This is a genomic window from Neobacillus sp. D3-1R (genome assembly GCF_052180215.1).
Taxonomy (GTDB): Bacteria; Bacillota; Bacilli; order Bacillales; family Cytobacillaceae; genus Pseudoneobacillus.
Genome location: NZ_CP197471.1, coordinates 1,871,529 through 1,891,602, shown reverse-complemented (window position 1 = coordinate 1,891,602; position 20,074 = coordinate 1,871,529). Strand labels below are relative to the sequence as shown.

General features: G+C 35.7%; 19 protein-coding genes and 2 other annotated features. Of the genes, 5 read left to right on the top strand and 14 right to left on the bottom strand.

Annotated elements, in window-relative coordinates:
- Positions 1–11: 11 nt before the first annotated feature.
- The 3 genes from ACSBPO_RS09580 to abc-f form a co-directional block, all read right to left on the bottom strand.
- Entirely contained in the window at positions 12–950 is a 939-nt protein-coding gene (locus ACSBPO_RS09580; protein ID WP_442599827.1) for a magnesium transporter CorA family protein, read from the bottom strand.
- Positions 951–1,585: 635 nt separating this feature from the next.
- On the bottom strand, positions 1,586–2,827 hold the full coding sequence (locus tag ACSBPO_RS09575; protein ID WP_442599826.1) for an MDR family MFS transporter: 1,242 nt from the start codon (positions 2,825–2,827) through the stop codon (positions 1,586–1,588).
- 242 nt (positions 2,828–3,069) lie between these two features.
- Complete coding sequence (gene abc-f, locus ACSBPO_RS09570; protein ID WP_442599825.1) at positions 3,070–4,992, bottom strand: ribosomal protection-like ABC-F family protein; 1,923 nt, start codon at positions 4,990–4,992, stop codon at positions 3,070–3,072.
- 708 nt (positions 4,993–5,700) lie between these two features.
- Here abc-f and ACSBPO_RS09565 point away from each other — a divergent pair.
- A complete protein-coding gene (locus ACSBPO_RS09565; RefSeq protein WP_442599824.1) occupies positions 5,701–5,832 on the top strand; it encodes a hypothetical protein in 132 nt (43 codons plus the stop codon).
- A gap of 24 nt (positions 5,833–5,856) precedes the next feature.
- On the opposite strand, the gene ACSBPO_RS09560 is transcribed toward ACSBPO_RS09565, so the two are convergent.
- From ACSBPO_RS09560 to ACSBPO_RS09550, 3 genes are all read right to left on the bottom strand, one after another.
- Positions 5,857–6,303: a DUF488 domain-containing protein gene (locus ACSBPO_RS09560; RefSeq protein ID WP_442599823.1), complete on the bottom strand. Its 447-nt coding sequence runs from the start codon at positions 6,301–6,303 to the stop codon at positions 5,857–5,859.
- 41 nt (positions 6,304–6,344) lie between these two features.
- Positions 6,345–7,124 carry a tryptophan 2,3-dioxygenase gene (kynA, locus tag ACSBPO_RS09555; RefSeq protein WP_442600335.1) on the bottom strand — a complete coding sequence of 260 codons (780 nt, stop codon included), beginning with the start codon at positions 7,122–7,124 and terminating at the stop codon, positions 6,345–6,347.
- Between the two features lie 93 nt (positions 7,125–7,217).
- Complete coding sequence (locus ACSBPO_RS09550) at positions 7,218–8,375, bottom strand: trans-sulfuration enzyme family protein (RefSeq protein ID WP_442599822.1); 1,158 nt, start codon at positions 8,373–8,375, stop codon at positions 7,218–7,220.
- Positions 8,376–8,677: 302 nt separating this feature from the next.
- Here ACSBPO_RS09550 and ACSBPO_RS09545 point away from each other — a divergent pair, with 302 nt between their 5' ends.
- Together ACSBPO_RS09545 and ACSBPO_RS09540 are read left to right on the top strand one after the other, a co-directional pair.
- Positions 8,678–8,884 carry a hypothetical protein gene (locus tag ACSBPO_RS09545; RefSeq protein WP_442599821.1) on the top strand — a complete coding sequence of 69 codons (207 nt, stop codon included), beginning with the start codon at positions 8,678–8,680 and terminating at the stop codon, positions 8,882–8,884.
- Positions 8,885–9,366: 482 nt separating this feature from the next.
- Positions 9,367–9,690, top strand: coding sequence for a BC1872 family protein (locus ACSBPO_RS09540; protein ID WP_442599820.1), 324 nt, complete (start codon positions 9,367–9,369; stop codon positions 9,688–9,690).
- Positions 9,691–9,746: 56 nt separating this feature from the next.
- Here the strand turns inward: ACSBPO_RS09540 and ACSBPO_RS09535 are convergent, their stop codons facing one another.
- The 7 genes from ACSBPO_RS09535 to ACSBPO_RS09505 all read right to left on the bottom strand — a co-directional run bounded on the left by ACSBPO_RS09535 (position 9,747) and on the right by ACSBPO_RS09505 (position 16,453).
- The gene (locus ACSBPO_RS09535; protein ID WP_442599819.1) at positions 9,747–11,687 is read right to left on the bottom strand and encodes an acyltransferase family protein; all 1,941 of its coding nucleotides are present in this window, start codon (positions 11,685–11,687) and stop codon (positions 9,747–9,749) included.
- 241 nt (positions 11,688–11,928) lie between these two features.
- Positions 11,929–12,120, bottom strand: coding sequence for a DUF1272 domain-containing protein (locus tag ACSBPO_RS09530; protein ID WP_442599818.1), 192 nt, complete (start codon positions 12,118–12,120; stop codon positions 11,929–11,931).
- A 107-nt stretch (positions 12,121–12,227) separates the two neighbouring features.
- Positions 12,228–13,043: a ZIP family metal transporter gene (locus ACSBPO_RS09525; RefSeq protein ID WP_442599817.1), complete on the bottom strand. Its 816-nt coding sequence runs from the start codon at positions 13,041–13,043 to the stop codon at positions 12,228–12,230.
- 165 nt (positions 13,044–13,208) lie between these two features.
- Positions 13,209–13,916 (bottom strand): DUF421 domain-containing protein, encoded by a 708-nt coding sequence (locus ACSBPO_RS09520; protein WP_442599816.1) that lies wholly within the window; start codon positions 13,914–13,916, stop codon positions 13,209–13,211.
- Positions 13,917–14,084: 168 nt separating this feature from the next.
- Complete coding sequence (locus tag ACSBPO_RS09515) at positions 14,085–14,498, bottom strand: HIT family protein (RefSeq protein WP_442599815.1); 414 nt, start codon at positions 14,496–14,498, stop codon at positions 14,085–14,087.
- Positions 14,499–14,628: 130 nt separating this feature from the next.
- Positions 14,629–16,068 (bottom strand): 4-hydroxyphenylacetate 3-monooxygenase, oxygenase component, encoded by a 1,440-nt coding sequence (gene hpaB / locus ACSBPO_RS09510; protein ID WP_442599814.1) that lies wholly within the window; start codon positions 16,066–16,068, stop codon positions 14,629–14,631.
- 250 nt (positions 16,069–16,318) lie between these two features.
- Complete coding sequence (locus ACSBPO_RS09505; RefSeq protein ID WP_442599813.1) at positions 16,319–16,453, bottom strand: hypothetical protein; 135 nt, start codon at positions 16,451–16,453, stop codon at positions 16,319–16,321.
- Positions 16,454–16,510: 57 nt separating this feature from the next.
- Between ACSBPO_RS09505 and ACSBPO_RS09500 the strand changes: the two genes are divergently transcribed.
- Complete coding sequence (locus ACSBPO_RS09500) at positions 16,511–17,197, top strand: hypothetical protein (protein WP_442599812.1); 687 nt, start codon at positions 16,511–16,513, stop codon at positions 17,195–17,197.
- Positions 17,198–17,241: 44 nt separating this feature from the next.
- On the top strand, positions 17,242–17,415 hold the full coding sequence (locus tag ACSBPO_RS09495) for a YjfB family protein (protein WP_442599811.1): 174 nt from the start codon (positions 17,242–17,244) through the stop codon (positions 17,413–17,415).
- A gap of 51 nt (positions 17,416–17,466) precedes the next feature.
- Here the strand turns inward: ACSBPO_RS09495 and thrS are convergent, their stop codons facing one another.
- Entirely contained in the window at positions 17,467–19,386 is a 1,920-nt protein-coding gene (thrS, locus tag ACSBPO_RS09490) for a threonine--tRNA ligase (protein ID WP_442599810.1), read from the bottom strand.
- A 49-nt stretch (positions 19,387–19,435) separates the two neighbouring features.
- Positions 19,436–19,658: a binding site (T-box leader), on the bottom strand.
- Between the two features lie 42 nt (positions 19,659–19,700).
- Positions 19,701–19,921 (bottom strand) — a binding site (T-box leader).
- Positions 19,922–20,074: the final 153 nt, after the last annotated feature.

Sequence of the window (20,074 nt, the reverse complement as noted above, 5' to 3'; positions counted from 1 at the left end):
TTCAAGCGAGACTAAAAAAACCTTTTTTTCCAAAAAATCAGTGCTGTTACACTCGCTAAAATAACGGAAATAATAATAGCAATTAAAAATGAATGCGGGTAATCTTGAAACGGAACCGGTACGTTCATGCCGTAAAAGCTAGCAACCATTGTTGGTAAAGCCATGATAATCGTAATAGATGTTAAAAACTTCATCACGATATTGACGTTATTTGAGATGACAGATGCAAAAGCGTCCATCATTCCACTTAAGATCGTGGTATGAGTTTCGGCCATTTCAATTGCTTGCTGATTTTCAATAATGACATCTTCTAATAATTCCTGATCGTCTTCATAGATTTTCAGATAATTACTCTTTAACATTTTTTGCATAACAATATTGTTTGATTTCAAGGATGTCGTAAAGTAAACCAAACTTTTTTGCATATTTAATAAGGAAAAGAGCTCCTTATTTTTCATCGATTGATGCAATTCGTTTTCAATTTTGTCCGTCTTTTTGATAATTTGTTTCAGGTACTTTAAAAAATAAGTAGAGATCAAATATAGGATTTGGAATGAAAACCGTGTTTTTTTATAAGTAAAAAATTGCTTCACTTTATTTTGCGCAAACACATGAACTAACGGATTATCTTTCAAACAAATAGTAATAAAGCATTCGTTCGTGATAATCATCCCTAAAGGTATCGTATCATAAATTGGAAGTCCATTTTCATCCTTTGATAATAAAGGTGTGTTTACGATAATAAGGACAGTTCCATTATCTTTTTCAATTCGGGATCTTTCCTCTTCATCCAAAGGGTCTTTTAGAAAATCCAATGGAATATCTAGTTGGTCGGCAATTTGATTAATTTCTTGATCGGTTGGAGCTACGAGATTAATCCAACAACCATTCGCAATATCGTTTATTTCTTGAAGCGTTCCATTTTCATCGGTTAAATAAATCTTTTTCATTTTGTAACCTCCTTTTTGGCAAGGAAGTCAAAAATTAAATTACCCCTGATAGTCAAAAGAGTTGATGTGTTTGAACGTAATCAATCTCTTGAGGAATAGTTTGTTCATGACTTCCCCATATGTCGAATCGGGTTCAGGTTCTAAGCTACTTCGATTACTCAAAAACGTTCAACTCCTTCTCCTTGGGATTTACCTTTAATATCATACTCTTATCGGAGTAAAATTGTAAACAATATCTATAAATAAAATACTAGAATTCAGATTTACTTCTAAATTTAAAATCAAACTGTCCATTACACCCGCTCTATCGGACAATACATTTTCTTACATCATCCAAACTGTCCAATACACTCGCTCTGTCGGACAATACACTTTCATACACCGACCAAACTGTCCAATACACCCGCTCTATCGGACATTACACTTTCATACAACCACCAAAATGTCCAATACACCCGCTCTATCGGACATTACACTTTCAAACAACGTCCAAACTGTCCAATACACCCGCTCTATCGGACATTACACTTTCATACAACCACCAAAATGTCCAATACACCCGCTCAATCGGACAATCACTTCTCTTAAACAAATTAAAAGGACTTACAAATTTGTAAGCCCTCATAACAATATCTTTAATTTGCTCTTTTTACATCCATTTTATAAAGTTTGATATAAAAAACCCCACTAAGAATCGCACTAATTAATATCAAGCTGAAAACACCCATCGACGGCACCCATGCCGATAAAAAAACAGTAACAGGGGCTAAAAATCTTCCAAAAGTGTATTGTAAACTTGAAGCTCCCATATATTGCCCTCTTGCATTTTCTGGAGCATAGTCACTGACAAAGTTTGTGGCGACCGGTGCACGAACTATTTCTCCAAAGGTAAAAATGATGGTTAATACAAACAGAATCCAAATATTCGTGGTAAGTCCAACTAAAAACATGCCCACCCCTGCCAAGATGCTCGAAAGGATAAAAACATTTCGATCCTTCCAGTTTTTCAACCACTTCGTAACCGGCATGATAAATAGCACAAACAACAGACCATTTAACCCCAATACCCAACCCAAAACTTCTGTGCTACTCAACATATTCGACCAATCTCCCCAAGTAAATAGCGGCTGTGATGGAACAAATTCAGTCACATAAATAGCCAAATATAAATCTAATTGCATGATAGCTATAGTTGAAAATACGCCTCCTAATATATAGAGGATAAAAACCTTATCACGAAGTATGCTTCCATACCCTTTCCATTGTTCTTTTACAGCAGCACCAATGCCCGTTAATCGAGGAGACGAAATATGTTGATTCGGCATTGTTTCTCGAGTTTTAAGAAAGATCATCAGAGAATAGATCAGCATAACAATCGAACAAGTCCACAAAAGCTCCGTTCGATAATGAAAAAAGAAAAAAGCACCAATGGCCGGGCCTAACACCGCACCAATATTATTAGTCGTCATAAAAGTAGCGTACACTTGTTTTCGGTCTTTCTGCGGAACAAGGTCGGCTATCATGGCATCATTTGCGGGACTATACAATGCACCGCCTAATCCTACACCAATAAAAGCCAAATATTGAATCCAATAAGACCCTGGCATCGCAAATAAAGCAAACATTACTGTCCGAACAGAAGTTCCAATCAACATGACTGGCCGTCTTCCCACTCTATCCGTTAAATAACCACCCACCATACTTCCGATTATGTTGATAATTGGAGGTAAAGTCATTAACAAACCTGCCATGTGATTCCCTAATGCCTTACTAAAATAAACAGCAATAAACGGAAAATACATCCAGTATAATAAGAAAAACAGTGACTCTCCTACTAAGCGAATTTTTAAATTTGTATCCCATGAATGTATCTTCAAAATATCCACCCCCCTCTTCTTTCGAGTCATCTATATACAAACCGCTAAGTAAATCAGCATTCCCTAGTCATCCCAATATTAAATAAATTTTCTGAATAAATATAGACTTATATTTCCAAATCTTTTATACTAATAATATGAAAATTGAAATTATTCACCTTCTAATTTGATTGTTTCATAAATCGAACGTATGTTTCTATATATAAATAAAAGACGCTCAAAGTGAGCGTCTTTTTTTATCATTAACTACTAATATTCATCCACGTATCCATAACTGATTCCAATTCATCATTTAATGCCAATTTCCTAGAATATAGCTTTTCTAGCTCTTCATAATTGATCTGGTCAACGGCCATGGCGACATCAATCTCTTTTATTTCTTGTTCAATACTTTCAATCTTGGCTAAAGTCTTTTCCTCAGAAGGACCCTTTTTGACTGGTTCAGGTTTCTTATTTTTTTCACGAACCACCACAGGCTCAGGCTCTACCTTTACCTTCAGATTTTCCTTTTCTAATTCACTTTTATAATAATCGTAATTCCCAAGATAGCTTTTCAGCCTATAGTCCTCAACAGCAATGATCCGCTCAGCCATTTTATTGATAAAATAACGGTCATGAGAGATAAAGAAAATCGTTCCTTTAAAGTCCTCTAACGCTTCTTCAAGGGTTTCAATCGAATCAATATCAAGGTGATTGGTCGGCTCATCTAGTATTAATAAATTGATATCTTGGTATAACAGCATGGCTAACTTTAATCTAATTCTCTCGCCACCTGATAAAAACTTGACCTTCTTATAGGGACTACTTTTATAAAACATGAATTTAGCCAGATATTCCCTTGCCTTTCCTTCCAGGATTGAAATATCCTCTCTAAACGTTTCGATCACGGTAAGTTCTTCATTTTTAAAAACAAACTTCTGTGGTAAATAAGCGGCCAGCACACTTGCTCCTAGTTTAACAACCCCATGGTCCGGTTGCTCCTCACCTAAAAGCATTTTAAGGAAAGTGGTTTTCCCACTGCCATTAGGCCCCACTAAGCCCACTCTTTCACCATAATGAATCATCGCATCTGCATTTTTGAAAATAACTTTATCTTCAAAGCATTTGGAAAGCCCGTTTGCTTTGATCGTTTCATTTCCAGAACGCTCAGCATTTTTAAAATCTAGCTTCATATTCTTTTTCTCAAAAACGGGTTTATCAATTCGTTCCATTTTATCGAGCTTCTTTTGGATGCTTGCGGCTCTTCTAAAGAATTTATCGTTACCGCCCCTTAATGCCCAATCTCTTAGACTCATTACGGTTTTTTCCATATTGTTAATCTTTTTCTGTTGTTCTCTAAAATGCTCATATTGAATGCGCAAATTTTCTTCTTTTTGACTCACGAAGGAGGAATAGTTACCTTTATAAGAGATGGATTCCATATCCTCTACTTCTACAATCTTCGTGACAACATTGTCTAAAAAATAGCGATCATGGGAAACAATAAGGACCATTCCCTTATAAGTCTTCAAATAACCCTCCAGCCATTCAATCGAATCCATATCTAAATGATTCGTCGGCTCATCTAGTAACAAGATATCTGGTTGATGGATTAAAAGCTTACCAAGTCCTACTCTCGTTTTTTCACCACCGCTTAATAAATCAAAATCTCTATTTAAAAAGCTTTCATTAAATTTCAAACCGGTGCAAACCTTGCTTAATTTTTCTTCTTTTTCATAACCGCCTTTTACATCAAATAATTGAACGAGATGACTGTATTGGTTTAACACCCTTTCCAAAGCCGTATCTTCTAAAAATTTCATTTGTTCTTCTAACTCACGCATTTGCTTTTCAATGTCATCCACTTCCGCAAATGCCATGTTTAAAACATCGATTACTTTTAATCCTTCTGGATATACCGGTGTTTGCTCAAGGTAGGCGGCAGTAGCACCTCTTGACATGTTAATTAACCCTTCGTCATAACCATAGCTAGAGGTTTGCGGATAACCAGGATAATAATTCATCGGCTCTATTCCAGCGATTAATTTAAGAATGGTGCTCTTTCCACTTCCATTTACACCTACGATACCAACCTTTTCGCCTTCATACACTTCAAAAGTAATATTCTTCAAAACAAGGGTGGCTTCCATATATTTTTTAATACCGTTTAATTTTAATTCAAACATACCTATTCCTTCTTTCATCCATAATATAGAGTTATGCCTTTATGGACCGGTTAGAAATGACTTATCTTTTAATGCTCTGCAAATTGTAAAGAGTCATTGACGGACCTAAATTCCGTTATTCACGTAAAATAAAGCCTAATTTTGATTCAAGAGGATACCTGATCACTTATTTCGTAAAATAACCATCTCATTTTTCGAATTTATTGTCCTGCAAATCCCATATAACCCCTTATCCAACAAAAATAACGGAACTGGTGTACGACACAACAACTCAAACAGAGCGAAATCTATAAAATAAAAAAGACCATAAGAAGATGGTTTCTTCTTACGGTCCTAAAATAGTCAATGAAAATAATTTAAACATATCGAAGCTAAATGAGCGCAAGGAAATAGAGCTTCACATATCTTCTGTCCAAGCATCCAAATAAACACCTGGAGACAATTAATAAATTATAATCTCGATTTCAGTAAAGTAAGTAACCTTCTAAATTGCCTGATTCATAAAGAGCATAACAAATAAACCTAACTTTAGTAGGTGAATTTCAACACTCAATAAAAATCCATATTAATTTTCAAAAAAATTAATCATTAGCAATTTGTTGGTTCCATAAACTTACTTACCCCCTTCGAAATTTCCTTTATTATCTCATTTTTACATTTTATTGTAAATATACTTTAGAGGGGAATTTTTTTGAGGAAGGTGTAAAGATGAAAAAACTGAACAAGGAGAATCTCAAAAACTTCACTAAAAGTCATGAATTTAAGGATTCTTTTAAAAAAGAAGTCTCAAAAAATCAAGGAGAGAAAACCAAAAAAACTGACTTAAAAGCTAAAGAATAAAGCTTCTAAGTCAGCACCTTAATCTTACATTAGATGAACAACTCTAAGATCTGAATGAAGATGTTCGTTTATATATTCTGCCAAAAAGCTGCGGTGGCATGTATGAGGTTTATGCTCACTGCAAAGTAAACAAACCGTTTTGCTCCCCATTAAGTCATCTATTTTTTCTTCGATTTTACGTTCTTTTAATAAATCGATGTACTGTTCTTTAAATTCTTCCCAGTTTATTTCTTTCTTTTTATAGGCCTTAAATATCTCCTCGGTTGGTGCCAATAGGGGTTCATGGATATACTCAATTCCTCTTAGCTCCATTACATACTCCAAATCATCCTTTTTGGAATAGCCTGCTAATTGGGAAGTGTTATGTAACCGAATATCGACTAGTTTTTGGACGTTATTCTCTTCCAGTAGTTCTACAAACCGGCGTAGATTTTTACTAGAAAAACCAATTGTACATAAATCGGTAGTCACAAAATCCCCTCCTTATTCTTTTTAGCCATTTCCTTATTGAACTACAGCTCTGTACGAATATCCCAAAGCTCCGGAAAGAAGCGGTGATCGAGTACTTTTTTCAAATACTTTACACCGGAGGAACCACCAGTACCTACTTTAAATCCAATGATTCTTTCTACCGTTTTCATATGACGGAAACGCCATTGCTGTAAACTATCCTCAATATCCACTAGCTTCTCAGCAAGTTCATATAAATCCCAGTATCGATCTACATTGCGATAAACTTCTATCCAAGCTTTTCTAACTGTATCATCCTCGACATACGGAGTCGATACATCCCTATTAAGAACATCTGGATTGATTTGAAAGCCAGCTTTTGCTAATGCCCGAATCGATACATCATAAATACTTGGTGCCTCAAACGCCTTCTTTAAAATATTGTAAAGCTCCTGATCTTTTTCATATATTTTTAAAATATGATTCGTTTTATATCCGAGAGCAAACTCTACCATACGATATTGGTACGATTGGAATCCTGATGCTTGACCTAGGGAATCTCTAAACTCAACATATTCTGACGGTGTTAAAGTGGAAAGGACATCCCATGATTGAATAATTTGTGATTGGATTCTCGACACTCTCGCTAATCTTTTGAATGCAGTCGATAAATCGTCATTTTTAATTGACTCAATAGCTGAGGTCATCTCGTGTAAAATCAGCTTCATCCAAAGTTCACTTACCTGATGGATTATGATAAACAACATCTCATCATGATGATCCGATAATCGATTTTGATTGGAAAGGATATTTTCTAATTTCAGATACTCCCCATACGTCATATTATTTTTAAAATCAGTATGAATATTCTTTTCAGAAGCTGTTGCATAGTACTCATTGTTATTCTCTTTTACCAAAACTTCCACTCCTTGTTTTTAAACTTTTTCTTTAGTAAGCACTTCAAATGCCGCCTTTAAATCGGCTTTGATGTCTTCAACGTTTTCCAAACCAATGTAAAGTCTAACTACTTGAATGTTTGTGTCATTTTTCCGGTGAAGAGTGACTAGGCTTTCATATCCACCCCAACTTACCCCAATTCGGAACATTTTCAGACTATTCACCATTTCCTTCACGACTTCATATGGCAAATCTGTCTCAAAGGAAAGCAAACTACCGAATCCAAACATTTGTTTTAATGCTAATGAATGGAATGGATTCGAAGGTAAACCAGGGAAATTCACTTTTTGAATAAAGGGTTGTTTCTCTAGAAAACTAGCAATTTCAAACGCACTCTTTTGATGCTGCTCCATGCGGATAGCCAGGGTACGCATTCCTCTTAATAAAAGAGAGGCATTCTGTGGTGAGAGAATTCCACCTAATAATAAATGCTCATTTTTATTGATATTCGTGATGAGCTCTTTATTTCCTACAACCACTCCCGCTACCACATCACTATGACCGCCCATATATTTAGTCAACGAATGAACGACTAAATCTACACCCATTGTAAGAGGCTTTTGGAAAATAGGTGTCGACCATGAATTATCAATAATCGTTTTTGCCCCTATTTCTTTTGCGAAATCAACACAGGCATGAATATCTTGAAGTTCAAAAAGTAGGCTAGTCGGACTTTCTAAATAAATCAATTTTGTATTCGGTAGTGCGGCATCCTTAATAGCCTCCATGCTGCTGCCATTAACAAACGTGGTAAGGATATTAAACTTTTTTAAGTATTCACCTAAAAACTCTCTAGTTGGTCCATAGGCTTGATCCACACAAATAATATGGTCCCCATACTGAACGGTTGATAGAATAGCCGAGCTAATGGCCGCCATTCCAGAAGCAAAGCAACGTGCTTGCTCCCCTTGTTCTAAGGCCGCAATCCTCTCTTCCAGTATTTTTACAGTCGGATTATTTCCTCTTGTATAAAGATAAGAATCTACTAACTGTTCGCGAGCTTTCTCATAATCTTCCACAGAAGCAAACGTAAATAAGCTATTTTGATAGATAGGAAACGTCACCGCACCTTGATGCTGCCCATCATGCTCATCATGCACTAACAAAGTATTATCTAATAAACCCCTATGCTCCAAACCATCCACCCCACAAACAAAAATTATTTATTATAAACATTCGCTAACAACCATATATTTTCCTTTATAAAAATAAAGGTGACTGGCACCACCCGAATTATCTTGATTCACATTACTGTTTCACACTTAAAAATTCCAGAAGAATTGATATGACCAAAAATCAATGAAAGGAATGTGAACTTTTTCAAAGTAATTTGAGGCAATTAGGTGTTCAATTTGTGAAAACCATCACAATATAGTGTTAACTCATTATAATTAAAAGTATTAATAGTGTTTGTTTTACCTTGAAGGGAGCCACTAACATGGGATTAATACTTGGTATTATTATTGGATTGGTTACAGGTGTTGTCATTGGGATAGCCATCTCATTTCCTATCGGATCAGCTGTTGGGATATTTATCGATAGAAGTTTTAGTAGTTGGGCTCTAGGAATCGAGTTTGGACTCATTTTATTGTCACTATATATCCTCTATTCATTTTTTAATGTTCGTTTAAAAAAAGCAAAATAAATCTTAAAAAGGTACAGAACATACTTGGTTCTGTACCTTTTTTTATTACTTAGAGATATCAATATTAATCATGCCGAAAATGAATGATAGGCAAAATGGCAGCTTGATAATTTACACCTAAGGACTCATACAAATTCTACTTATCGGACACAGGTTCCGTTATTTTAAGGAAATGGTTGTTTTTTAGATGCTTAACGGACTATGGTTCCGTTATTGCATCTAAAGTAGCTCTTTTTCCTATGAGATATAGTGAATAACGGAACCTAAGTCCGTTAACCTATGAAAATACGTTTATTTTACTGAAATAGCGGCACGAGAGTCCGATAAAAACTAAAATATCTTCATGGACACTAAACAAAATCATTATCATAAGCTTTTTCAAATAAATTACATAATTATAGTAGTCGATCCACCATATCTGTTATATAATATTATAAAACTATATAAACTGTTATATAATAAAACAAGGAGGAACAATCGAAATGAGTAAAACAGACTCTATTGCACGAAGAATTTTGGGATGGAAATTAAACAGATGGGATCGTTGGTATGACTTCGAACATCGTCTTTTCATTCACGAATCTGATTTCCAGCCGGAGCATAACCTAGACCACGCCATGATCATTGTTAACCGATTAGAACAGTTTGGCTACAAATATACGACCGATGGAGTTTCAGAGGTTGCTTTCAATGACGTTCGAGGGTCAGGGAAAACATTATCACAAGCTATAACAAATGCAGCCTATTCCATCATTGAACATCATTCAATTGCAAACAGCACTGGGTTGTGGCAAAAGCTAAGTTAACTAAAATCATACCAAAAAGGGTGTTCCTTATTTTAGGAGCACCCTTTCTTACTAGTTTACTTACTGGAATTTTCTGCTACCTTTAAAACAGCTTCCTCTATCATGAAAGCGAACGCTTTAGCGCCAGCCGGTTTTAAATGAACACCATCATTAAGAAAATATTCATTATGATTGGCACTCGTAGAATACCAGTCCACCACCATTGTATTTGAATAATCAGTTGAGATTTCCTTCAATTTCTTGTTCACCAGACTTTCCCAAGGACGCGGGACTCTTATATTTACTAAAAAAACTTTTCTCTCCTTGCCGATGAGTTCAAGTAAATCAGTTAATGTTTTGTCTGGAAATGAACCATTTGTCCCTAGTTCAATAATGACCATTTCACCTAAACGTTTTTTATGTTTCAGCTCTTTTACAATCTCCATCGCATCTCGCATTTGTCTGCTGACTTTAGCATCAATGCTGATAGCTGGAAATACTTTTTCTAAATATGGCGTTGGATTGATTAACACAGAATCACCTATGGCGGTTATTTTCTCCTCTACCATATTTGAAGGTGATGGCTTATCGGTGTTTTTAATCGGAACAGTGTTTTCATCCTTATTCTGAACAGGATTTGGACTGTTTACCTTCTGGTCATCACTAACCCCATTAGAATTTTCACTACCTTTATCTGAGTTATCTTTTACTGGAAGCTCATTCGTTACTTTATTTTGATACTGAATGGGAGGTCGGAATACATCATCTGGATCACCCTTCCCCACTATTGAATACCCCTTGTCATTGTTACTGTTATTAATAGGAGAATTTTCCACTATAGTGGATGCACCAATGTTTTTTAAAGGCACCGCTACCTTATTAAGAAAAAACACAATAAGAACTATACCAATTGCTGGCAGTATGGAATTTTTAAAATGAATGGGAATTTTGTTTTGACGGATTGGTTTTTCGATAAAGGTGTAGGAAATCGAAGCTATGCCAAAGATTAGGGTGATTTCGAGAATGATCTTTACAATGTTAATTCCATTTGTATTAATGTTGTTGTTCATTAGTAAAATGATGGGATAATACCATAAATAAATCCCGTAAGACCGTATTCCTATCCATTTTAATGGTTTCCATTCTAAAATCCAGGTTGCAATTACAGCCGAACGCCATGCAAGGGAAAACAATAAAAAAGCCGTTGTCATCGAAAGGAGCAACATTCCGCCTTGGTAGACAAAGCTATCGTATTGATTAGTGAAAGCGACCATCATCCAAAAGACAAGGATACCTAAAATACCTAGTATCTCGAGTATCCATCCTGCTATAGTCGATAGCTTTCTCCGAGGAGAAAGTAAGGCAAAGCTGGCACCAATTAGCAGCGAATAGATTCTTGTATCTGTCCCGTAATACACCCGACTGGGATCAAGATTTGGGTCGTACATAAAATACATCCGCAAAGCTGAAATTATACTTCCTGATAGAATGAAAATAAATATGATTTTTTTCCGTTTGATTGATTTAAATAGAAATAGAATGGCTACAGCCCAGACTAGATAAAATTGTTCTTCAATGGCTAAAGACCAAAAATGAGTTAACAACGAAGGCGTTTGAAACAACTCAAAGTAGGATAGATTTTGATAAATATAATGCCAATTACTGTAATAAAATAGGGCTGCTATCGTATCTTTCCTTAATCCTAATAGTAACTCCGGTCTTAGAAACGGGATAACTACGTTTAGTACGATTAACAACAGAAACATGGCAGGAAGTAACCTCTTCGCTCGACGAATCCAAAAATGTTTTAGGTCTACCCTACCCGTTTGCTCCCATTCCCATTTCAACAGACTGGTTATAAGGAACCCTGATAAAACAAAAAATACGGTCACACCTAAAAATCCACCTGATGTGTAAGGAATATTTAGGTGGTAAAAAATAACGCCCAAAACAGCCAAAGCTCTCAGCCCATCAAACCCAGGTATGTAGCGAATTGCCCCTTTATTAACACTTGCCATCCATACGACACCTCATTCTCATCCTGTCATCATTCCTATCCGCAGTCCGTATGGTAACCATATCTTTTACTTATAAATATGAATTGCTATTGGATATTATGTTAGATATAGGTGACAGGCACCGCCCGAATGATCTTGTTTCACCAATTGTTCCACATGATTCACCTCCTAAATTTAGTAATGGATAATCAAATAGAGACTTGCTTTTAAACCAATAAAAAAACAGGGTTCATCCCTGTTTTTAGAGCATGCTAACTTTCGGTTGTTTCCTTGGTCGTCTTACTAATTCTCCACCGCAATTTGGACATACATTCTGCATTTCCTCCGTGCATGGTGTGCAAAATGTACATTCGTAAATACAAATATACGCGATAGAGTTATCATCAATAGTAGAAAAACAACGCTCACAACTTTCTCTCATTTCTAATGCCATTTTCTAAAAGCCCCTCTCTTACTATTAATAGGAAAAATATAACATCTTTCCCACATTTCGATAAGGGACAGTTTTTAAAAATTTTTCAAGGACAGTAGAAACCTTTTTCACCCCAACGCCACATCCAGGATCATCATCACGACAAACCCTATCATTAACGAAATCGAAGCTAAATCATTATTACCATTTTCCTGTGAACCTGGAATTACCTCTTCGGCTACAACAAAGATCATCGCTCCCGCTGCAAAGCTTAGTGCATAAGGTAACATCGCTTGCATATAGGTTACCGCTAAAACACCAATGACGGCTGCGATTGGTTCCACCATGGCGGAAAACTGCCCATAGGCAAAGCTTTTTCTTCGCGACATTCCGTCCCGTCTTAAAGGCATGGAAACGGCTACCCCTTCTGGGAAGTTTTGAATTCCAATACCAATGGCAAGTGATAACGCCGCCGCTAAGGATGCCGATTCAAATCCAGCTGCCACTGCTCCAAATGCCACTCCTATCGCAAGGCCTTCAGGGATATTATGCAGGGTGATCGCAAGCACTAATAATGTACTTCTCCGTTTGTTAGCAGGATGATAACCTTCTGCTTTATTTTGTGGTGCATTCGGATGTAGATGCGGAAGGATTTTATCAATGGCCATTAAAAATATTCCGCCTAACAAGAAGCCAACTGCGGCTGGTATCCATTTTGGAATCGAACCGCCTTCAGACATTTCTAAAGCTGGAGATAAAAGCGACCAAAAACTCGCAGCAATCATGACTCCAGCAGCGAAACCTAACATTCCATCCAACAACTTTTGATTCACTTTTTTCGTTGTAAAAACTAGAGCAGCTCCTAGAGCCGTCATTCCCCACGTAAATATGGTTGCCAATAAGGCTTGATAAATAGGATCAAGGTTAGCTAAATAATCGATCATAAAACCCCTCCTTCTCCAATGGCCTAATAAATATCATATGGGAAATTGGGCGAAAGGGAACTTGTACAAATCCGTTCATCAAAAAAATAAAAAAATGCCGAAAATAACCAAGTTAAAATGGTAACTTGTTTCTTCGGCATGTCATTGAAGTTTTTTACTATTATATTAATTATCTTTCCCTGGTTTGTAGTAATAAGGGTCACTTGTGTGATCTTTTATTTCGTTATTATCTATAAATAAATTCCCATTTTCTAAATAAGTCGCTAAGATAATTCCCTCTACTTTTTCTCCCATCTTCTTAACCTCATTCAATAGCCATGCCCGCTCTAACTGAAGATATTTTAAATTATGATCCAAAATTTGACCGTCCATTATCAGTGGTATGGGAATATATTCTTTTTTCACCTTTAACTGAATATCACTTGGCTGAACGGGACGGTATTCTGATTTTGGGATCACACTAATACTTCCAGTACCTTCCATAATGGCAAGTGCAATATTTTGAGTATCGGTGTATCCCAATACTCTTAGATGGGACAATAATTCATTCATGGGCATATGTATCTTTTTTAATCCTTTTCGATCTATATCTCCATTACGTATTAAAATAGTCGGAGTTTCGTATAAAATCCATCTTAATTTATTATTTAGAGATAAACGGTCGAAAACTTTATATAATATCACGATGAGACCGGAATAAATGAGGGTTTTACCAATTTCCTTCACCTCTAATGGAGTACTAATAATATTAGTAAGAACGAGAATATACAATAAATCAAATGTATGCATTTGGGCTACTGCCTTTTTTCCAGTAATCCTTAAATACAAATACCCCATCACAAAAATGAGGAGTGTATGGTAAAATGTCTCCAAATTTGTCTCTCCCCTAAAGTGTTCTATAATAGTGCGGAATTTTTGACTACATAATGGTTAGTATTAGACGTTTGATTTGTGTTTAAACTGCATTAAATGTTTTTTTAGAAACTTATGTCCAAGAAAAAGGAGCAGTTCCTTGTATCAGAACTGCCCCACTAAAAGTTTTTATGTTCTCTTAAGCTTCTCTCTTTTATTTTCAGGCTGTTTGAACCAATGACGAATTCCTTTACCCGCTAAAGGCTCATCATTATACCTTGGAATAACATGAAAATGACTATGGAAAATGGTCTGGTTCGAAACTTTCCCGACATTCCAGCCGAGTGTATATCCATCTGGAGAAAACTTTTCATCAAGATATTCTTTTGCCTTTTGTAAAAGATCGTACGTATCGTTCCACTCTTCTTTGGTTAATTCAAAGGCATCTTGATGATGTTTTTTTGGAACAATAACACCAGAACCTTCTAATACATCTTGTTGCTTGTTGTGCTGTAAAAAATAACAGGATTCATTTTCAAATATAATATTTTGGTCCTTATCCTCGTGGGGATAACAAAAGGGACAATGGTCTTTGTAAGACATGAATACCTCCAACTATTTTTCAATAATTCTGATTATATCAAACAGGGTATACATTGTCCTCTTTCATCTCCATATTCCATTTAAAAACTAGACTCTTTGTAATAAAAAAGTAGCCTGCTTTTCAGAACGGTTAAGTTAAATGCAAGTAATCCTTAATGACCTGAACATATCTCTCTTTAGGATAGTTTTTATATAAACTAGTGGAAAGTCTTATAGGATCACCAAAGAAATATCTCTCATAGTGGGTTTGCCTTGTACCAAATGAGCTCATGGTTAAATCCCAGGCTAAACGAAATATCTTTACTCTTTCCTCTGCTGATCTATTTGCCCCTTGTAAATACTTTCCCAAATCACTACTTATTTCAGAACAAAAATCATTTTCTGATGGCAGTGTTACCATTCCACTTGCCCCAATTAATTGGATGATTTCCGTAAATCTCGGATAGATTCTTGGAAAAATATTACTTGCCACTTGTAGAGGTATCGAACACGGTCGTATATATCCCCATTCGTCTAGCTGGGCATCATTCTCGGACTTTTCTAGCAGTGCCTTCATTGTTTCAAGACCAATAATGATTTCTGATACTTTTTCATGAATATGTTGATACTCACTCACATTAATCGTCTCGATAAGAAGTTCCGTCAGCCCAAGAATAAATTCTGTTTTCACTATTTGTCTAGTAATCACTTGATGAAAACCATTTGGATGAAACGAACTTTGCTGCATAAAGTTTCTTGCTACTTCGATATTATCATAGAAAAAAACTCGATCCCACGGAACTAATACATGGTCAAATACAACAATGGTATCCATTTCTTCGTATTTTGAACTTAAAGGGTAATTAAAAAAGGAATCTCCACCCACAAATGACTCTCTGCAAAGAAATTTTAAACCTTTTGTATCAGAAGGAATAGAAAAAGCAAATGCTTCATCTGAGTCTATTAATCCAGGTGTTGAATAAACGAGTACCTCATCGGTTAACCCACCCTGTGTAGCTAAAATGCGTGCACCTTTAACAATTAAACCATTTTCATTTTTATCAATCACTCTAGCGGAAATAGGCTCCTTAGAAAATTCAAAATAAGCCTGTGAACGATTTATCTGTGGAGAAATGAGCGTATGCGTAAAGGAGAGGTCATGTTTAATTGCCCTTTCATATAGAGATACAACATTCTCTGGGAAACAATTATCTTTCCCTATTAATAGATTGGCAGAAGAAGCAAAACTCATAATCCCTGAATTCAAATAATCAGGACTTCTCCCCATCATCCCTCCCGTGTATTTTGCCCAGTGCTCCATCATCTTTCTTCTTTTTTTCAAATCATCCTTTGTTTTAGGCTTTAGGTAGGATAAACCAATCCTTTCACCTGTTTCTTGTGATATATATGTCATCTCTTCTTTTAAACCTTTCTCATGTTGTAAATCATATAGAGCAGATTTCGTCTGAAGAAGACCTTTAAATGCAGGATGCTCAGATTTTTTTCCTTCTACTTTCTTACCATCGTACCAAATTTCAGTACAAAGCTCGTCGATCCGGTCAATCAAGTCCTTTCCATAAATAATGCCCATATTACCACTCCGTTTTCATATAGAAATCCCAGGAAATTCGCGGTGTCCATAATGTTATTTTATAATCAGACAACCTAGCATGTTCCACCATTTCCGCTTAGGGATAAGCCTCATTTCATAATAGGCTATTTTAGGAGAGAAATTTCAATAGACACCTATATTATTGATTAAAATGGTTTGAATCTTTTTCCAGAAATGTTCATAATAATAGTTAACTATTATTAAAGGTGATGGATATGTTTAAAATTTTTTATAACCAATATAAATTAGCATTTTGGCTCATTCTTTCTCTATTACTTGCAAGTGGAACAATCACCAATTTCCTAAACGGAAGTACATTGGACGTCATTGTAAATGGTTTATTATGTTTCATTTCAATTGGCATTTCCTTAAATATCCTACGTAAAAGGAAATCTTAGATTACCCGAAAGGATTGACCTACTTGAAGTCTTTTTTTATCAATATTTTCCTTCGTTTTTTTTTCTATCCTTGTCCTAAGGTTCGTTATTCAAAGGAAGAAGAAAAGCTATTTAATGATATGTTTGAAGAAGGCTGTAAAAACACTGATAAGCTTATTCCTTACACTCTCTCGTTACCAAAATATCAGTTTTTACAATATCTTTCAGATACTAAATCTATTGTTTTTCACGGCTCTAATAAGATAATAGAGGTATTCGAACCACGGGAACAAACCCTATTTAATGGGGAAATGACAAAAGCTGTTTTTGCTACCAAAGATCCCATATGGGCTATGTTCTATGCTACTTTAAGAAAAGAAAGCATAGTAGATAATATTCGAAATGGCTCTATTTCGGCTAATCAAAAACAATGGTATCATTTTTACTCTCTTACTCAGGCTACATTTTCTAATCAGCCTTGGGAAAAAGGATACATTTATATTTTATCGACCAAAACCTTTGAGGCTCCAGCAAAAGGTCTCATACAATTTAATGAATGGGTAAGTAAAAAACCTGTTTCAGCAATATGCAAAATAGAAGTAACACCTAGCGATTTTTATTTTTTGAATAAGGTAGCCTGTCATGACCCAAATGAAAGTATAAGCAAAACATGGTTTCGATATAAATTTAGGACTATATTTTTGAAAAAATTTATAAATGACAATTACTAAATATTTCTATTTACTGACCGATACAAAACTAGGGGGTGAATAATTTGGATATTGCCGCACTATCTATTGGTATGAACCAAGCTTCTCTAAGTCAAAGCGTTGGCATTGCCTTAACAAAAAAGGTCATGGAAACGTCTGAACAAAATAGTGTTCAGCTTCTAAAAATGATGGAAGCTCCCCACCCTCATTTAGGTCAATCGATTGATATTAAAGGGTAAAAAAATGATGCATTCTTTTAGGAATGCATCATTTTTAATACAAAGGCAAGATTAAAGGCTTCGTTCTTTTAGTTGCTGAACTATTTTCTTTTTAAAATCTTCAAAGGATTCGCTTTCTGATTCTTGATTTCCAAATTTTCTAACCTTAACATTATCATCCATAACTTCCTGATCACCTAGGACGAACATATAAGGGATTTTCTTCATCTGTGCTTCTCTTATTTTGTATCCTAACTTTTCATTACTATTATCTATTTTCACTCTTACTCCTATATTTTTCAATTCAGATTGAACCTTTAAACAGTAGTCTAAATGAACAGATGAAACAGGAATAATTTGCACTTGTGTTGGAGCTAACCACACTGGGAAGGCACCGGCAAAATGTTCGATTAAGATTCCGAAAAAGCGATCAATCGATCCAAAAATCGCTCGATGAATCACAACAGGACGAACTTTTTCGTTATTTTGATTGATATAAGTTAAATCAAACTTCTCAGGCATTTGAAAATCGAGCTGAATTGTCGCGCATTGATGGCTTCGCTTTAAAGCATCTTTTATATGAAAATCAATTTTTGGTCCATAAAATGCTCCGTCTCCTTCGTTTAGGTGGTATGGAATGTTTAATTCAACCAGCACATTCTTTAAGGATCTTTCCGAAATCTCCCAAAGGCTATCATCCCCTAATGAATTCTCCGGGCGAGTAGAAAGTTCCACGGAATACTCAAAACCAAACGTACGATAAACTTGGTCAACCAATTGGAACACCTGTTTAATTTCACTTTCAATTTGGTCTTCCCTTACAAAAATATGGGCATCGTCCTGGCAGAAAGTACGAACTCGAAGCATTCCATTTAAAGCACCACTAAACTCGTGGCGGTGCACTTGACCGAACTCCGACAAACGAATAGGCAAATCACGATACGAATAAAGATTATTTTTAAAAATCAACATATGTCCCGGGCAGTTCATCGGCTTTAGCGCAAACTGTGTTTGATCCACCTCAGAAAAATACATGTTCTCATGATAATGATCCCAATGTCCTGATTGCTCCCATAATCTTTGGTTCATCATAAACGGTGTGCGAACCTCATCATAGCTAGCATGATTTTGAAGCTCCCGAGAAAAGTTTTCTAATTCATTTCGAATAATTTGACCATTTGGTAAGTAAAATGGCATTCCCGGTGCTTCTTCAGAAAACATAAATAACTCTAATTGTTTCCCTAACTTACGATGATCCCTTTTTGCTGCTTCCTCTAAGAAGTTTTCGTACTCCTGTAACTCTTTTTTATTTTTAAATACGACCCCATATAACCGTTGCAGTACTTCGTTTTGACTATCTCCCTTCCAATAAGCACCCGAGACTCGAGTTAATTTAAATGCTTTTATGAATCCAGTCGATGGAAGATGCGGACCACGGCAAAGGTCAATAAACTCCCCTTGTTGATAAAGAGTTATTTTTTCATCCTTCGGAATGCCCTGTAAAATCTCTAATTTAAATTTTTCATCTTTTTCCTTCCATAGCTTTTCTATTTCTTCGTAAGAGCCCTCTACCCGTTTGATTCCTAAATTTTCATTTACGATCTTCTCCATTTCTTTTTCAATAGCAAGCAAGTCATCAGAAGTTAAACTGTGTTCTAGTTTAATATCATAATAAAATCCATTTTCAATCACTGGCCCAATCCCCAGCTTTACTTTCCCGTAAAGTCGTTTTACTGCTTGTGCCAATACATGTGCCGAGGAATGCCTTAACACCTGCAATCCTTCTTCTGAATCAAGAGTTAAAACAGCTAATTTTACATCTTCTTCTAGCTTGTAACTTAAATCCACTAAATGCTCATTTACTTTCCCTACGACTGCATTTTTTCTCAAACTGGAACTAATCGATTGTGCAACACCTTCAACTGTAATACCCTTCGGAAACTCTTTTATACTTTCATCTGGAAATTGAACTTTAATTTTCTTGTCACTCATTTTAACCTCTCCTTTAATTGAATATATAAAAAAACACACTCATCCCTGACATAGGGACGAGTGTGTATTAACCCGTGGTTCCACCCAACTTCCCAAAAGATTAAAAAACCTTTTGGCTTTGGTGCTGTAACGTAGCATAGACGATATTGGATACTTCTGTTCCCCAATATAGCTCTAAGGTGGTAAATTATTTTCCTAAGTTAGGAAGTTCTCAGCACCCTTCCCTCTCTGGAAACCGTAAAAATAATTCATGTCCTTTTCATTGCATTACTTATTCATTTTAAAAAGAAAATAAAAAAACACCCGTCCCTAACATAAGGGACGAGCGCGTTATAACCCGTGGTTCCACCCAATTTCCCAAAAGTAAAAAATCTTTTGGCTTTGGTGCTGTAACGTAGCATAGACGATATTGGATACTTTTGTTCCCCAATATAGCTCAAAGGCGGTAAATTATTTCCCTAAGTTAGGAAGATCTCAGCACCCTTCCCTCTCTGGAAACCGTAAAAATAATTCATGTCCTTTTCATTGCATTACCTATTCATTTTTAAAAGCTGTTATCGTATAGTTTGTGGTTTTCGTAAAAATCCCTAAAGCCGGATTTTTACTACAGGCTCTCTTAATAAGTGCTCAGCTCTTTTCTTCATTTTCATATGAGTTTAACACCCTAATATGGTAAAATGCCTATTTA

Bases quoted from the DNA above. Each gene is read 5' to 3' on its own strand.
- ACSBPO_RS09540 (WP_442599820.1), top strand. From the start codon at position 9,367: ATGAGTAAAACAGACTCTATTGCACGAAGAATTTTGGGATGGAAATTA.
- thrS (WP_442599810.1), bottom strand. From the start codon at position 19,386: ATGAGTGACAAGAAAATTAAAGTTCAATTTCCAGATGAAAGTATAAAA.
- ACSBPO_RS09535 (WP_442599819.1), bottom strand. From the start codon at position 11,687: ATGGCAAGTGTTAATAAAGGGGCAATTCGCTACATACCTGGGTTTGAT.
- ACSBPO_RS09525 (WP_442599817.1), bottom strand. From the start codon at position 13,043: ATGATCGATTATTTAGCTAACCTTGATCCTATTTATCAAGCCTTATTG.
- abc-f (WP_442599825.1), bottom strand. From the start codon at position 4,992: ATGTTTGAATTAAAATTAAACGGTATTAAAAAATATATGGAAGCCACC.
- ACSBPO_RS09505 (WP_442599813.1), bottom strand. From the start codon at position 16,453: ATGCCAATTGAAATGAAACATAATAAACCATTTACAATGACGTCCAAT.
- kynA (WP_442600335.1), bottom strand. From the start codon at position 7,124: ATGACGTATGGGGAGTATCTGAAATTAGAAAATATCCTTTCCAATCAA.
- ACSBPO_RS09515 (WP_442599815.1), bottom strand. From the start codon at position 14,498: ATGTCTTACAAAGACCATTGTCCCTTTTGTTATCCCCACGAGGATAAG.
- hpaB (WP_442599814.1), bottom strand. From the start codon at position 16,068: ATGGGCATTATTTATGGAAAGGACTTGATTGACCGGATCGACGAGCTT.
- ACSBPO_RS09565 (WP_442599824.1), top strand. From the start codon at position 5,701: ATGAAAAAACTGAACAAGGAGAATCTCAAAAACTTCACTAAAAGTCAT.
- ACSBPO_RS09580 (WP_442599827.1), bottom strand. From the start codon at position 950: ATGAAAAAGATTTATTTAACCGATGAAAATGGAACGCTTCAAGAAATA.
- ACSBPO_RS09530 (WP_442599818.1), bottom strand. From the start codon at position 12,120: ATGGCATTAGAAATGAGAGAAAGTTGTGAGCGTTGTTTTTCTACTATT.
- ACSBPO_RS09545 (WP_442599821.1), top strand. From the start codon at position 8,678: ATGGGATTAATACTTGGTATTATTATTGGATTGGTTACAGGTGTTGTC.